The sequence below is a fragment of the Nostoc sp. NMS2 genome, from assembly GCF_017115105.1.
GTDB lineage: Bacteria > Cyanobacteriota > Cyanobacteriia > Cyanobacteriales > Nostocaceae > Nostoc.
The window spans coordinates 63,492-79,752 of record NZ_JABXKH010000090.1 but is presented as its reverse complement, the minus strand read 5'-3'; the positions used below and the strand labels follow the sequence as shown (position 1 = coordinate 79,752).

At 42.3% G+C, this 16,261-nt stretch carries 7 protein-coding genes; 2 read left to right on the top strand and 5 right to left on the bottom strand.

The genetic code is table 11. The features are described from left to right. Positions 1-4: 4 nt before the first annotated feature. The 5 genes from HWQ36_RS16795 to HWQ36_RS16775 form a co-directional block, all read right to left on the bottom strand. A complete protein-coding gene (locus HWQ36_RS16795) occupies positions 5-4,861 on the bottom strand; it encodes a type I polyketide synthase (RefSeq protein ID WP_292704831.1) in 4,857 nt (1,618 codons plus the stop codon). A 363-nt stretch (positions 4,862-5,224) separates the two neighbouring features. Beyond that, positions 5,225-6,589, bottom strand: a complete 1,365-nt coding sequence (locus HWQ36_RS16790; protein WP_292704830.1) for a hypothetical protein — start codon at positions 6,587-6,589, stop codon at positions 5,225-5,227. Positions 6,590-6,650: 61 nt separating this feature from the next. Next, the gene (locus HWQ36_RS16785; RefSeq protein WP_292704829.1) at positions 6,651-6,968 is read right to left on the bottom strand and encodes an acyl carrier protein; all 318 of its coding nucleotides are present in this window, start codon (positions 6,966-6,968) and stop codon (positions 6,651-6,653) included. A 110-nt stretch (positions 6,969-7,078) separates the two neighbouring features. After that, the gene (locus tag HWQ36_RS16780) at positions 7,079-8,932 is read right to left on the bottom strand and encodes a fatty acyl-AMP ligase (protein ID WP_292704828.1); all 1,854 of its coding nucleotides are present in this window, start codon (positions 8,930-8,932) and stop codon (positions 7,079-7,081) included. A gap of 1,282 nt (positions 8,933-10,214) precedes the next feature. Then, positions 10,215-10,457 carry a hypothetical protein gene (locus HWQ36_RS16775; RefSeq protein WP_292704827.1) on the bottom strand — a complete coding sequence of 81 codons (243 nt, stop codon included), beginning with the start codon at positions 10,455-10,457 and terminating at the stop codon, positions 10,215-10,217. Positions 10,458-11,365: 908 nt separating this feature from the next. Here HWQ36_RS16775 and HWQ36_RS16770 point away from each other — a divergent pair. Both HWQ36_RS16770 and HWQ36_RS16765 read left to right on the top strand, forming a co-directional pair. After that, entirely contained in the window at positions 11,366-12,334 is a 969-nt protein-coding gene (locus HWQ36_RS16770; RefSeq protein ID WP_292704826.1) for a ParB/RepB/Spo0J family partition protein, read from the top strand. 607 nt (positions 12,335-12,941) lie between these two features. Further along, on the top strand, positions 12,942-16,223 hold the full coding sequence (locus HWQ36_RS16765) for an ATP-binding protein (protein ID WP_292704825.1): 3,282 nt from the start codon (positions 12,942-12,944) through the stop codon (positions 16,221-16,223). Positions 16,224-16,261: the final 38 nt, after the last annotated feature.

Genomic DNA, 16,261 nt, shown 5'->3' with positions numbered 1-16,261 from the left:
ACCTTTAATACCTCATGCTTGCTAATTTGCTAAGTAGTAATGCTTCAGCCTCACTGTCTGATAAATCGTCAAAATTTGATTCAGGGATAATTTGCTCTGCAACTTTGCTCTCAATTACATCAGACTCGGTTGAAAGCATTTCCCCAGCTAAATAGTCAACTAAGGTTGCCACTGTGGGATAGTCAAAAACTAAGGATGCAGAAATTGAACATTCCAAGCTGGTTTGGAGGCGATTTTTTAACTCCACAGCCATCAAGGAATCCATACCCAGGTCTGTAAAACCTTGGTATATGTCTATTTCTTCAGGTGATTTCAAATCTAAGACTTTGGCAATTAAAGAGCGAACGTGAGTTAATAATAGCGATCGCTTTTCTTTAACAGAAGCTGCTTCTAATTGTTCGAGAAACTGAGATTTTGCAGTTTGTGCTGGCTCTACCTGTGAAGCAAATACCTCAAGGAAGGGAAACTCTAAATTTGGTGGCAGTTGTCCCAAGAATTTAGCCCAGTCTACTGGTAGCACACCTACCTGAGCGACATCCTGAGTTAAAATATCCTCCAATATCTGCAATCCTGGCTCTAGCCCAATTGTACTTATACCCTGCTCTGCCCAACGCGCTTGTTCTCGGCTGCTCAAAGCATCTGCCATTCCAGCATCTCTCCAGGGGCCCCAGTTGATGCTGACTGCTGGTAGTCCTAATGCGCGGCGGTGATGCGCCAGCGCGTCCATGAAAGCATTAGCGGCAGCATAGTTTCCCTGTCCGGGGGAACCGAGTAAGGCAGATACAGATGAAAAGCAAACGAAAAAGTCTAGCTCTAAATCTTGAGTCAAGGTATGTAAATTCCATGCTCCAGCTACCTTGGGAGCCATCACTGTGCTAAAACTTTCCGTAGTTTGTCCTAGCAGCATTCCATCCTGTAATACTCCAGCAGCATGGATAATACCTCGCAAAGAAGGCATGGAATTTTTCACATCCGCCAACAACCTACTAACATCATCTCGATTTGAGATGTCGGCTGGAACAACCAGTACTTGCGCTCCCGCCTGCTCTAACTTGTTAATTTCTTGCTGCACTGCTTCGGAAGCTCCACGCCGTCCTGTAAGCACAAGGTGCTGCGCTCCATTTTCCACCAGCCAGTGAGCAACCTTTAATCCTAATGCTCCTAAACCGCCGGTAATCAGATAGCTGTTATTCTCGCGGATTACCTTTCTGTGGTTAGTTGCAGATGTGCTGGAGGTATGCTGTACTAAACGGGCAACATAGCGATCGCTATTACGATATGCTACTTGGTCTTCTGCATCTTGTGCTAACAGTTCCGCCAATAAATTTGGCACTTGTTCTTGTGTTGCGGAAGGATCTAAATCCAAGCGAGAACAGCGCAATTCTGGATGCTCTAAAGCAATAACTCGTCCCAAACCCCACAAAGGAGACTGTTGCACTTGCAGTGGTATTAATGTGCCTACTGCTTGTGCGCCCTGAGTCACCAACCACAGACGAGGAGCAATATCACTGTGTCGCGTAAGAGCCTGTACTAGAGATAGGACGCTGCCACAACCTAACACCTGGGACTTCTCTAACTCTGCTACCGTTAACTCATATCTAGCTGTGTCTAAATTCCATAAGTGGATCACACCTTGTAACTGGCTTTGGCTAGCTGCTTTAACTTCATTCAGCAACCGCTCAAAATCTGCTGTAGTTGAGGGATTGATAACCCAAGTAGAGTTTCCTTTTGACTGATAAGATTCTCCTGGATAAACCAAAATACAAGAATTGCCTTGTTTTTGCAGATGTTCAACAAGAGCCTTTCCAACTCCGCCAATGTCAGCCAAAATTAACCAAGTGCCGATTTGTGGCTTTTTGTCAACTCCCGTTATCTGTCTTGGCTTGGGTTGCCACTCAATATTGTGGAACCAATCTTCAATCGAGGCAGCCATTGATTCCTGCTTGTGCTGCTTCATCAAAGCTTCTAAAAGCTTCGGGAGAAATTTTTGTTCGTCAGCAGACAGACTCGCCGTCTTAGTAACTTGTTCTGTTAGCTGTTGAATTTCTCCTTGCTGTAGCAGGTGTAACATGGGAGTCTGTGCAATATTCACAGCCGTTATTTCTCCCTGAGCAGGCTGATTATCAAAAGATTCCACCCAATAGCGTTGTTCCTGAAAGGGATAAGTAGGTAGTGCTACACGCTTACGGTTGTAATCTCGGTCAAATCCCTTCCAGTCAATTGCCACCCCTTGCACATACAATTCTCCCAAACTCTGGAGTAATTGCTGCCAATCAGATTGCCCTGGGCGCAAACTGGGTAGCCATAACAGTTTCTCTATTTCTGCTTCAGATAGGCACTGCCTACCCATACCCAACAGTGTTGGCTTGGGGCCAATTTCTAGTAAGACGTTACACTTCTGCTGTGCTAAAGTTTGCATTCCCCGATCAAATAGCACAGGTTGCAGTACATGATTACACCAGTACTCAGCATTAGCTACTTCTTCACTGGCTAGTTGCCCGGTGACATTGGAAATTAACTTAATTTGAGGAAGTGAGTAGCTGACAGTCTTAGCAACTGCTGCAAACTCTTCCATCATTGGTGTCATTAATGGTGAGTGGAAGGCGTGAGACACCGTTAATGGTTTCGTCTTGACTCCAGATGCTGTTAAGGATTGGCATATTGCCTCAACCATCTGGCGGTTCCCAGAGATCACAACGCTCTGAGGCCCATTGATAGCGGCGATGGATACTGTATCCTGTTTTGCTAACGAATTATCGGCACAGTAGGGTGCAATCTTTTCTGCTACTTGTTCAGGGCTAGCCATGACTGCTGCCATCATCCCATTGGCAGGTAGGGCTTGCATCAGTCGTCCCCGTGCAGCAATCAGTTTCAATGCGTCTTCTAGGCTGAACACACCTGCCACACAAGCAGCAACGTATTCTCCTACGCTATGTCCCATCAACACAGCAGGTTCAATGCCCCAAGACTGCCACAGTTTGTACAAGGCATATTCAAGAGCAAACAGTGCTGGTTGAGTGTAGGCAGTTTCATCGAGTAAAATACCTCCACTGTGATGGCTGGGATAAATCACCTCTAAGAGTGATTTTTTGAGATGGGGACGCAAAATCTCATCACACTGTTGGAGGGTTTGGCGGAATATGGGTTGTGTTTCGTACAATTCGCGTCCCATTTCCACATATTGAGAACCCTGTCCAGTGAACAAAAAGGCTATCTTCGGTTGTTTGCGATTAACAACCTGACGAGTTACTAATCCACTAGGCTGCTGTCCTGCGACGAAATCACTCAACTGCTGTTGTAATTGCTCCACAGATTCAGCAGTCACAGCAAGACGATGGTCAAAATGCGATCGCCCCGTACTAGCAGTAAAGCAAATATCTGCCAGAGATAATTCTGGGTTTGCAAGATTTGCTTTGTAGCGCTGGGCCAAATCTTGCAATGCCTGTTTGCTTTTTGCCGAAAGACTCAACAAGTGTAAAGGACGTTCAAAAGGAGGCAAGGGAGCAGGGAGCAGGGAGAGAGGGGGAATGTCATCAGTTCCCTTGCTTTGAATACCATCTTTGGAATTTTGAATTTGTAAAGGCGCTTCCTCGACAATGATATGGGCATTAGTACCACCAAAACCAAAGGAACTAATACCTGCCAAACGAGGCTCTGTACTCACATTCCAAGGTTGAAGTTCTGTGGGGATCGCAAAAGATGTGTCACTCAAGGAAATATATGGATTCAACTGCTTTAAATGCAGGTGCGCCGGAATTTGTTTGTGCTGTAACGACAGTACTACCTTGAGTAAGCTAGCCATCCCAGCCGCAGCTTCCAGATGACCGATATTTGTTTTGACGGAGCCAATCAAACAAGGCTGATCGGTACTGCGTCCCTCTGCCAATACTGCTTTTAGGGATCTAACTTCAATCGGATCTCCTAATGATGTACCAGTTCCATGAGCTTCTACATAGCTAATTTGTGCTGGCTCCACTCCTGCATTTTCGAGAGCTTGGCGAATCACTGCCTGTTGGGAAGGGCCATTGGGAGCAGTCAATCCATTGCTGAGTCCATCCTGATTGATTGCCGAACCTCGGATGACACCTTGAATGCGATCGCCATCTCTAATTGCATCACTAAGACGCTTTAGCACAACAATACCGCATCCTTCACCACGAACATAACCATCAGCACTAGCATCAAAGGTCTTACAACGACCATCCAATGCCATCATCCGAGCTTGGGAGTAGATAATGGTCTGTTGTGGCGACAACATTAAGCTAACCGCTCCCACCAGGCATAAATCGGACTCTGCATTTTGCAGACTGCGACAAGCTAGATGGATCGCTACTAAAGACGAAGAACAGGAAGTTTCAATCGCCAAACTTGGGCCCCGCAGATTGAGCAAATAAGAAAGGCGATTTGCAGCAATCCCAAGTGTATTACCCGTGCCATCATAGGCATTGATCCGGTCTAAATCCTTAGAAACCACAATTCCATAATCATAGTTGCCAATTCCAATAAAGACTCCTGTCTGAGTACCAGAGAGATTGGAAGGCGCAATTCCTGCATTTTCCAAAGCCTCCCAAGCAACTTTCAGAACCACTCTTTGTTGGGGATCTATGCGTTCTGCCTCGCGGGGCGAAATTCCGAAAAAGCTTGGATCGAAACTATCCACTCCTTCGATAAATCCGCCATAACGAGTACTCATCTTTCCAGGTGTGGCAGGTTCGGGATCGTATAACTTATCTATATCCCATCGTTCCATAGGGACTTCGGATATAGCATCAATGCCGTGATGCAAAAGATCCCAGAAAGCCTCTGGACTGCTAGCGCCAGGAAAGCGACAGCCAATACCGACAATAGCTATGGGTTCCATTAATACGTCCTCAACACTTGTGTATTGCTGCTTTATATGCTTAAAGGTGCGATCGCTCTAGTAGTTTGTCTCATTAATTGTGATGAGTTTGTAGTAAGCACTTAAGTGCTTAAAAATCCAGGACTAAAGTCCTTACTACGAACTTATTCACCCTTCAGAATTAATGCGATCGCTCTAGCGCTCTTTTATGACTCTCGTGGGATAAAAATCATCCACCCTTATTTTTAAGGACTTTGATGAACTTAGGCGTAGGTTGGGTTGAGGAACGAAACCCAACACCAACAATCTCTGATTTTGTTGGGGTTTCACTAAAGTTCAACCCAACCTACGAATATTTTATTTTTTCGGAGTAATAAAAGAGCGCTAGGCAGCAATAGAGCTAGCAAATTGCTTAAAGGCGATTTGATTGCGTTTGACTGCTTTCTCTATCGATCCCCCCTCAGCCATCACGCGCATTTCGCGGTTAACTGGCCACAGATATTCAAGGTGGCCAAAGAAGCGTTTTAAATCATTGAGGAGAGTTTGCTGATATCTGAGATTGACATGGAAGCCTTCATGTTCTTGACACAAGCACTTTTCCATCCAATGAAGTGCATCCTGCTGGGACATTTTATTAAATAGAGGAGATGTCAGCAGGCGATAATACGAAGGCATGAAATTTACATCATCCCGGAATGTGGCTGGTAGTGCCGCAGACAGTCCGCCCAAAAGTCCCCTTTGTAACAAAAAGATGACTGCATTAGACAGCAATTTCTCATACACTGTTGGATCGGGAAAATCCTTATATACCTCTTGGGCAATGGTTTGAGACATTGTGGTATGGAAAGATTCATCCAACAAGTGATAATAAGATACAGCGATCGGATCTGGGATGAACTCACCTTTTTTATCCAAATCTCTGAACTGTTTGTAGTAATGGTACTCGTATGTTTTTAATGACATATTTGCAACCATCCGCACTGAGTAATATTGGGCTGCTAAGAAAGGAGAACTACCCCAATTTAAACTCAGGTATTTAAACGCAGATGGAGATGCAGTGAGTCCAGCCAGTCCACCAGTTGTTGTGGGAATTGAGTCACCTTTTTCGTTCAAGTACTGGGAATAGTAGTCCCCCTTACCTGGATGCATCAGTTTGGTAAGAAAACGAAACGTAGAATTCTGAAGTGCTTCTTTATTGGGAAGTTCTGGTAGTTTTGGCAGCAGATTATTATTAGTCTGGTTATTCAACTTTTTATGGAGAGGATTACCAAGGGATTCTTTACCCAGTAAAGCAATCTTGGTTTTATAACCAATTTTATGAAACGTATTGATGTGATAACGTTCTTGACTAGTTTCAAAGTCTAGTTCTTGACAGAGAGTTTCATATCCGCCAACGTGAGCAAAAACACCAGACGTAATTTGATTGTAGAGCATGGTGTTTGATTCAGCAGATGCAGTATGTTGATACTGCCCCACCCAATAAAGGTGGTTAAGAGCTAGTTTTTGGGCGTGAGAAGCTTGTTCGTAGAGAGGAGTACCATATAAAGTGGAAAGCTGGCGATCGCCCCAAAAATGCTCGCCGTTGCGACTATAGTCAAAGTTTTTTCCCAGAGATTCTATTTTCTCGGTGTAGTCAGATTCTTTGTTGTTTTGGTACGTTTTATCGATAACTTGAAAGTGCTTCTTTTGTTTGTCCACTGGGACATTTAAAACTTTGGGTTTCTCATTCAATAGATTAGCTGTAGTCACGCTTTTACTCCTCAATCAGATATTTTCACAAGTAAATCAAGCAAGGTAAACTTCCAATTTTTCAATTTAAATTGGCACTCAAATGCTTAACAAGACCTTCAATGGTTGGATAATCGTAAAGCAGGGTGGGATCAACCTCAGATCCTAACCAATCTTCTAAGTCACCAGTTAAACCAATCGCTGCTGAAGAATCTAAACCATAGCGATCGAAAGGGATCGTAATATCAACTTCTTCGGGATCAACTTCCAGCAGTTCACCTAGATAAGAGACTGTCCAAGCTTGAATTTCTGCTGCTGTCCGTATCTGCTTAGGTGCATCGGCTTTGTTAATCTCTGAAATTATAGACATGGTGTTCACTTGAAGATTCTGCGTTTCCATTGTTTAATCCTTCTTAAAGTCCTTACTAATGACCAATACTTCGACTACGCTCAGTACAAGTGACAAATGACAGCCCTTGCCAGTTGCTTTAATTGCTCCAACCTACTTAGCTATTTACCAGCTGTTAGTTGCCCTAACATAGAATCAACATCAGCTTGTAGATTGATAAACTTAGATTTATTCCGAGGATTCTCACTCCAATCCTCTACAACATCTAAACTTCCAGAAAGAAATGCACTCCGACAAGCTTGACGACGAATCTTGCCACTAGAGGTTTTGGGAATACTACCAGTCTTGACGAGTACGGTAGTGAAGACTTCTAAACCATGATGTGCGGTTACTGCTTGTCTTAGTTGTGCGATGACTTCTTGAACGTTTAACTTTCGTAGATAACTCCGTTCTACCTCTTGAACAACAACTAGTCGTTCAGAATTCTTGAAATCAATAGCAAATGCGGCTCCACAACCGATTCGCAGAGATGGATGACTTTTTTCAACAGTCAGTTCAATGTCTTGGGGATAATGATTTTGCCCTCTGACGATAATTACATCTTTGAGCCGCCCTGTGATAAACAACTCCCCATCTTGCAAAAATCCTAAGTCTCCAGTGCGAAAAAATGGGCCGGATGCTGCACTATCGCTAACATTTGTATCTGCTAAATACGCATTGAAAGTTTTCTCTGTCTCATCAGGTTGATTCCAATAACCTTGAGCAACACTCGGCCCTGCTACCCAAATCTCCCCCACTTGCTCAGGAGGACACATTGTTAAGGATTGGGGATCAACAACGATCGCTTTCTGATCGGCAGGACTTTGCCCACAACCTACTATCGTGTGGGTATCTTTGCGATCGTCGGGCTGCTTGACAATTCGGTTTTGCTCTAATGCTGCTTTTTCTACATTGCAAGTGATTGGTAAAGCTGTCTTCTCACCCCCAGTTACTATGAGTGTGGTTTCTGCCATACCGTAACAGGGATAAAATGCTTCTTTGCGGAAGCCACAAGGCGCAAAAGTAGAAGCAAACTGCTCCAAAGTCTCAGCCCGGACAGGTTCAGCACCAGTAAAGGCAACTTCCCAACTGCTGAGATCGAGAGTCGCTAATTGTTCGGGTGTCACCTTGCGAATGCAAAGATCGTAAGCAAAATTTGGCCCACCACTAGTTGTAGCTTTGTAGTGAGATATTGCCTGCAACCAGCGAATTGGTTTTTGGAGAAACTCTACTGGGGACATGAGAATGCAAGGAACCCCTAAATATAAAGGTTGCAAGACATTTCCAATGAGTCCCATGTCATGGAAAACAGGCAACCAACCAACAACAATAGTTTTGTTTGTATGTCCGAAGGCTTTCTCGATCATCCGCTCGTTATGCAGCAGATTCCCATGAGTGATCATCACTCCCTTTGGTGTGCCTGTAGAACCAGATGTGTATTGGAGGAAAGCTAAGGTATTGCCGTTGAGTTCTTGTGGTTGCCATGCTTGTGCTAGATCGCTACTCAACTCATCGGTAGCTAGCCAATGCAATCCAGAGATTTCTAAACCCTCTTCTTGATTGAAGCTAGTTTGAAGGCTCTCCAAAAGAGATGTGGAAGTAAGTACAATCTTGGCTTGGGCATCTGCCACTATTGCCTGCAACCTAGACAACTTTTGATTTTTTCTGGGTGGATATGCAGGAATAGCAACAACACCAGCATACAAACATCCAAAGAAGGCAGCAATAAAATCTAGACCTGGTTGATATAGGAGCAAAGCACGTTCGCCAACTAGATTTAAAGACTGGAGGTTAGTTGCGATCGCTTGTGCTTGCAGATGTAGCTCTTTATAAGTCAACGATGCTGCTTCTTTTTCTGTACTTTGTAAAAAACTATAAGCTTTCTGCTCAGATTGATTTTCTGCTCTGTAACTCAACAATTCAACTAACGTTGAAAAATCGTGCTGGGTTATTAAGCTATTGGAATAACTAATCATTCTATGCTCCTCTTATGGGATTACAGTTATAGTTCTAATGTATACATATTAAAATAGGTGCAAAATTTTTAATGCTAGGAGTTCGTTTAACGAATACTCAAATACTTGTACTAACCAAAATAATTAATCTTAGCCTGCATTTCTAGTGAATCTATAGCCCGTACACGCAAAAATTATTTTTTCGGTTTCTAGGTTTAGACTACAATGAATTATCTGATAAGTCAACAACATTTATAAATAATCCAATACATATATCTAATAACCTGATATATAAAGAATATGGGTTTTCGGATTAGCATATACCAAGAAAACACAGCAAAACTCTAAACATAATGTCCAGTTCTAGCTGTTATGTTTAAATATTAATCTTTCAGTTTTCAGCAGATTAAAGCTTAGTCAAGCACAAACAATGTAATCCTAAAACCCAAGTACAGGAGATGTTTAGGCTCTTAAATTTGAATTCAAGCCCACTGAACATAATCTTGAGTTTTGCTGTAAACTTCTTCTCAAAAAACTAATTCATCATTACAACAATGATCTTTAAATGATGAATTAAACAATATTATTCACAACATATATTTTTCCTAATTCAAATATTTTTGATCAAGAAAGCTTTGTCTTGTCCATCTAGAAAATATGCAAATTAATATTTACATATTTTTCATCTAATTAGTCATGATTTACAAATGCTGACTACAGTTGTTGCAATCGACTAGGGTAAATTTCCAAGTGAATAATAGTGGACAATGTTAGTGTCTTTGCTATCTTAGTAAAGTTATTGGAATGAAAAAGCAATCTAGATCGCGCCGCTCAAATAAAGATGATGATTGCAGACTACTGAGGACATTCATCAAATATTTGCATCAATTATCACAATAGCTAGCAGTAAATCCCCAGGTTCAGGGTGGACAAATGCGCGATCGCGAATATATGATCCTGGGAAAATATCGATAGTACCTGCTCATCTTCAAAAGCGGGCTACAGAATTAAAAATTTTGATCCCTGCTTTCTATGCAAACATATTGCTTGGTATGCAACTATACTGCTTTAACTCCAAAGAAATCATTAATGCTGAACAAGCAAGTCTCGCATGTGTCTATTTTTTTTGATTGGAGGTATACAGGTTCTCAATAATTTCACAACTCAGATTAGCTAACCTAAGTTGCTAGCTATTGAATTTTGCGTTTTTAGCAAAATTATGTCGCTGAAGAAAAATTTACATTGGTACATTTTGTCCATTAAAACCCAAAATCAACTATTTTTGAGGTTTTAAAGATTGTAGCTAGCAATTTTCTTTAGCTATGAAACTAGCTTGCTCTGTTAAGATTTGATAATGCCAATTTTGTGGCGAATTTGCAATTAACTTTCTAGAGAAAAGAGAAATAAATTGATATATTAAGCCAAAATTCCGGTTATTAAGCCAAAATTTTAGTAGTTGATTTTTCAAAAAAGAACTGTCGCAAGGGGTAAATATTACAAGTGCTTGCGCTATTACAGCTTGATTTTGAGGAAGTTTATGTGTCATAATTGAAACTGGTTGTAGTTATATGGCGAACAACTGTTGCACGAAGTGCAGCAGCTAAATTCTGAATTTCTCTTGCCCGAGATTTTGCAGAAAAATGCACAAGCAGTTAGCCCACAAGGGTTAATTTGTTGGCAGCCTGATAGACAACTAAAACTGGGATGATCCCTCTAGTATTTTTCAGAGGCTAGGGGGAAAAATCCTGGTTTAACTGCAAGCTTATACTTTAACCTTGGTAAAATTTTTCATGTTTAAGGTAAATCTAGATTTACTATGGATTTTAGTTGATTTCTGAAGCAAACCTATTATCTAAAGTAGACATTACAACGGTACACTATCTAAGGATATCATTTCACGATTAAGGAGTACTACGGAAATAGTACGTTTGAATAGATCCCTTAGGGCACAAAGAATGAGGATTTTAGATAAATGGAGTGCTGATTCGTAAATAAGAATCTTGGAGAAGGCAGATTCGTGCTGTTGATTAATTAAGCAAAGCCATTTTTATCCTTCCTATTTACGTATCTAGCATTAATCGCTTTTTAAAAAAGACACTTTTGATAATACAGCTTTTTAACGACTAATACAACATTTCTTAATTAAGATTACTAAGTTTGGAAAAGCAGCCCTCTTAATGTGGACGAGTTATACCTTATGTAAGTCTTGTAAGAAGATAAACCTAAAACCGTTTCAGGAATATTTTACAAGGTCGGTTCTCCCATACCAGATTTACACTTTTTCTATTGTTTATTTATCTACCCATAGACATAGAAATCAGATTTACTTTTATTGCTAAGGATATAAAATATATTAATTTTTGGGATTTTACGCGATGTGCAACTTACTGCATTCGCGGTATTCAAACGAGAACTTGTATACTCTTGCTACAGCAAACTTCTTCAAGTAAAACCGTGAGTAGCAAACGTAACGAACCTTACGCTGCAATCAAAAAGCCCGTCGAACTGCTGTTTGGCGATGCAACTAGGTCACAATCTGACGATCAAGCCAGCGCTACTAACACAATTGCAGTTGCCCAAATCAAGCTACCTCTCTCACAGCCAAGGCGCTATTTCGACGAGCAGAAGCTTGAAGAACTATCACGCTCAATCAAAGAATTGGGTATTCTCGAACCTCTGTTAGTGCGTCCGCTTTCTGAGGGCGATTATGAATTAGTAGCCGGGGAACGACGCTACAAAGCCGCACTAATGGCTCTTTTAACTGAAGTTCCTGTGGTAGTCCGCATAATGGATGATGCGACTACGTACCAAGTGCGCCTCGTTGAAAACCTGCAACGCGAAGACCTCAATCCACTAGAAGAGACTGAAGGTATCCTTGAACTTTTGGCATTCCGGCTGGCAATCAGCACATCAGAAACTGTCAAACTGTTGCAAAAAATGGAGAACGAAGCTAAAGGAAAAATTACCCGTAACGTTACGGGTAATTCTCAAACTCTACTTGTTGAGGAAATATTTACAGCATTAGGAGGCATGAAGTGGGATTCATTTGTTCGCAATCGCTTGCCTTTACTCAATCTCCCTCTTGATGTGGTTTTAGTATTGCGTTCGGGAAAAATTGAGTACACCAAAGCACGGGCAATAGCTAAGGTAAAAAATGAGTCTTCAAGAATTCAACTACTAGAAGACGCGATCGCCTACAATCTCTCCTTGAGCGAAATTAAGCGGAAGATTCCAGAAATTGAGCAGAACTCAGAATCAGAGTCTTGCGCTCAAACAGAGTCAACATCCTTAAAAGACCGCGTTGATGACACACTCCGCCGCTTTAAGCAGTCTCAGGTATGGGATGATCCGAAGAAAAAAGCAAAGTTAGAGAAGCTGTTGGCTCAATTGGATGTACTGCTGACAAATGACTCCACAAAATGAAAAAATATCTCATTGCTTTCAGGGTAGGGGGCAGGGGGAAGGGAGCAGGGGGCAGGGGGCAGGGGGCAGGCAGGGTGGTTTCATACAACGAGAGAAAAAACTAAAACTGGGTTTCAAAGCCTCTCTCCGTTTCCGGGAGAGGTTTGGAGAGGGGTAAAAAGCCATGCTACAAAACGAGAAATCAGGATTTATGTATTTTTCTTTCTTCGTATGAAACCACCCTGGGTAGGGGGCAGGGGGAGGAAAATCGTAGTGAAGTACAGAATATTGGATAATTTATTTTTTGGAGTTCCCTTAACTACAATTGGCGGCAGTGCTAATATCCAGCCGGGGCAAACTCTTGCAGATGGGGGAGAGTGAAAATAAGGACAGGACTTAGGCAAATAATAGTTGAAACCCTAATTTGTCGGTAGGGGCAATTCATGAATTGCCCCTACATCTCTTACATAATAAGGTTATGTATCCTTTCTCAATATTACCCAAGAGGGTAATATTATCTGAGAAAGTTCATCTTCTATAATTATGCAAATAGAATTCATCAAAATTAAGAGGCTTCTGTGTAAATATTAGTACCCCAACATTGCTGTTTAATTTCAGGAATTCGGATATGCCTTCTTTCACCCTTAAACTTTCAAAACTGACTAAAAATGTGCAGTTGCGCCACATTCTTGTAGTGCCGTTTGTACTGCAAATTTCTCTAGCTGTAGGGCTAACCGGGTGGCTATCAATACACAATGGGCAACGGGCAGTCAATGAAGTTGCAATCCAACTCCGAAATGAAATCACGGCTCGAATCCAGCAGTACCTAAAAATATATGTTGAAACGCCTCATAAAATCAATCAACTAAATGCTAATGCTATTCAACTAGGTGAAGTTAATATCCAAAATTTACCAGTATTAGAACAACACCTTTGGTATCAGCTGAAGACGTTTGACACAGTGACAGCAGTTTACGTTGGGTCAGAATATGGTGAACATGTTGCGGTTCAAAGGGCGGATAATGGTCAGTTTCAGGTGAAACTTTCAGGCAAGTCCACTGGGAACGAAATTCGGATTTATGCCGCAGATCAACCGGGACATTACACTAAACTTTTAAGATCCAAGCCTAATTACGATCCGCGGACTCGTCCGTGGTATCAATCGGCAGTTAAGTCTAAGACAGCCAACTGGGGTGGAATTTATAGACTGTTTGCCACACCCAAATATGTGCTAAATGCTAGCTTGCCGATCTATGATAATGGCGACAATCTGCTAGGCGTTGCTGCTGTCGATTTTTCACTGACTGGGATCAGTCAATATCTGCGGAGTCTAAAAATCGGGCGAACGGGCGAAACTTTCATCTTAGAACGCCAAACAGGATTGCTGGTTGGTAGTTCTGCCACTCAACAACCCTACGTAATTGAAAATCCGACAGTCCCAATTGCAGATCAGAATCCGGTTCGAGTTCAGGCGATCGCAAGTAATGATATTTTGACGCGACGCACTGCTGAATATTTGCAGCAACACTTTGGAGACTTAACCCAGATTACCGAAAAACAACAACTAGATTTTGACATTGGGGGTCAACGGCAATTTTTACAGATTGTGCCAATGAAGAATCCGCAGGGGTTGGACTGGCTAATCATCGTGGTTGTTCCAGAACGGGATTTCATGGATCAAATCAATGCAAATACTCGCTCCACAATTGTGCTTTGTCTATGTGCTTTTGCACTCGCAACCGGATGGGGCATTCTTACCGCTCACTGGATTACACAGCCAATTCTCCGACTGGGGAGTACAGCAAAAGCGATCGCAGCCGGAAACTTAGACCAGAAGGTTTCTGTGAACAGTACAACCGAGCTAAACTCTTTGGCGGAGTCTTTTAACCTTATGGCCCATCAGTTGCGTGAATCCTTTTTAGCTCTAGCAGGAACCAACGAAGAATTAGAAAGCCGAGTCACGCAACGCACCAGGGAACTTGGAGAGAAAAATGCCCAACTTCAACGGGAAATTAGCGATCGCCGAAAAGTAGAAGCAGCACTAAAAACATCTGAAGCAGAACTCCGGTTAATGTTCGCTGCCATGACTGATATGGTAGTGGTTTTTGATGCAGAGGGTCGTTACCAAAAGTATGTGCAAACGAAGTATGTGCTAACACAATCCTTCGCTTATAAACCTGATATGGAGCGCATTGGCAAAAAAGTTGATGAAGTTTTACCAAAAGAAATCGCCAATTTAATAGTCGATGCCATTCAGCAAGCGTTGCATCTGAAAGAAGAACCCAGAAACCCTGATGGAAGTCGCAAAAATGTTTTTGTTGAATACCACTTAGCGAACAAGAATCGAGAAACTTGGTTTTTAGCTAGTGTTTCGCCATTATCTGATAATACAGTACTTTGGGTTGCTCGTGATATCACCAAGCTGAAAAAAACCGAAGCCGCGCTCAAGCAAGCCAAAGAAACCGCAGATGCTGCCAACCTCGCCAAAAGCCAGTTTCTCTCTAACATGAGCCATGAACTACGGACTCCTCTTAACATCATCCTTGGCTTTACCCAACTGCTGCTGCGAAATCGATCGCTCAACTCACAGCAACAAGAATATCTTGACACCATCAACCGCAGTGGTGAAGACTTACTGACCTTAATCAATGATGTGTTGGAAATGTCCAAAATTGAAGCAGGTCGAGTTATCCTCAGCGAAACAAACTTTGACCTCTACGCGCTTTTGGATCGACTCCAACAGATGTTTGCATTGAAAGCCCAATCGAGAGGATTACAACTCATTCTAGAGCGATCGCCAACCATTCCCCAATACATCTGTGCCGATGAGAGTAAATTACGCCAAGTTCTGGTTAATCTATTAGGAAACGCAATTAAGTTTACCCAGATCGGTCAAGTAACCTTGCGGGTAGAAACTCCTAACCAAAACATCACACCAGATGAACCCATTACCCTGAACTTCAGCGTCGAAGATACGGGTTGCGGCATTGCTGATTCTGACTTTAATCGCCTATTTGAACCATTTGTCCAAACAGAAGCGGGACAAAAAGCTCAGGAAGGGACTGGACTTGGATTACCCATCAGTCAGCGATTTGTGCGGCTCATGGGCGGAGATATAAGGGTGAATAGCACGCTAGGAAAAGGCTCAAATTTTACCTTTGATATCCGAACTCGTGCAGTAATTATGGATACCTTGCCAACGCCTGCACAGAGTCGGCAAGTTATCGGTTTAGAAAAGGGACAACCCAGCTATCGCATTCTGATTGTCGAGGATAAACTAGAAAATCGGCGGCTTCTAGTTGAGTTATTGAAACCCGTTGGCTTTGAGGTGCGGGAAGCAGTAAATGGTCAAGATGCGATCGAACTTTGGCAAAATTGGTCGCCTAACCTCATCTGGATGGATCTACGGATGCCAATCATGAACGGATTTGAGGCAACCAAACATATTAAAGCAGCAGGCGCTCAAGCCCCAGTTATTATTGCGTTGACCGGAAGCGCATTTGAAGAAGACCGCTTAACAGCAATGTCTGTAGGTTTTGATGACTTTGTGCGTAAGCCATTTCGGACGACCGTAATTTTTGAAAAGATGGCTGAATATTTGGGTATTCGTTATGTTTATGCTGATGAACTGGAAAATCAGGAAAAAGCATCTTGGTCTTCTAACGCTTCATCCTTCACACCCGATTTATTAACGGTTGCAGATTTAAGCGTAATGCCCAGCGACTGGGTTGAGCAACTGCATCATGCAGCGCTCCGAATAAATGCTAAAGAAGTTCTGATGCTGATTAAGCAAATTCCTGAACAGCACGATCATCTCATCAAGGCACTAACCAATCTCGTAGACTGCTTCTGCTTTGAAGAAATTATTGCATTAGGAACTACCCAAAAAATAAATGACCCAAAAACGTAGTAAATCAAAAGTTAGGGTGTGTTATGGCTTTAGCCTAA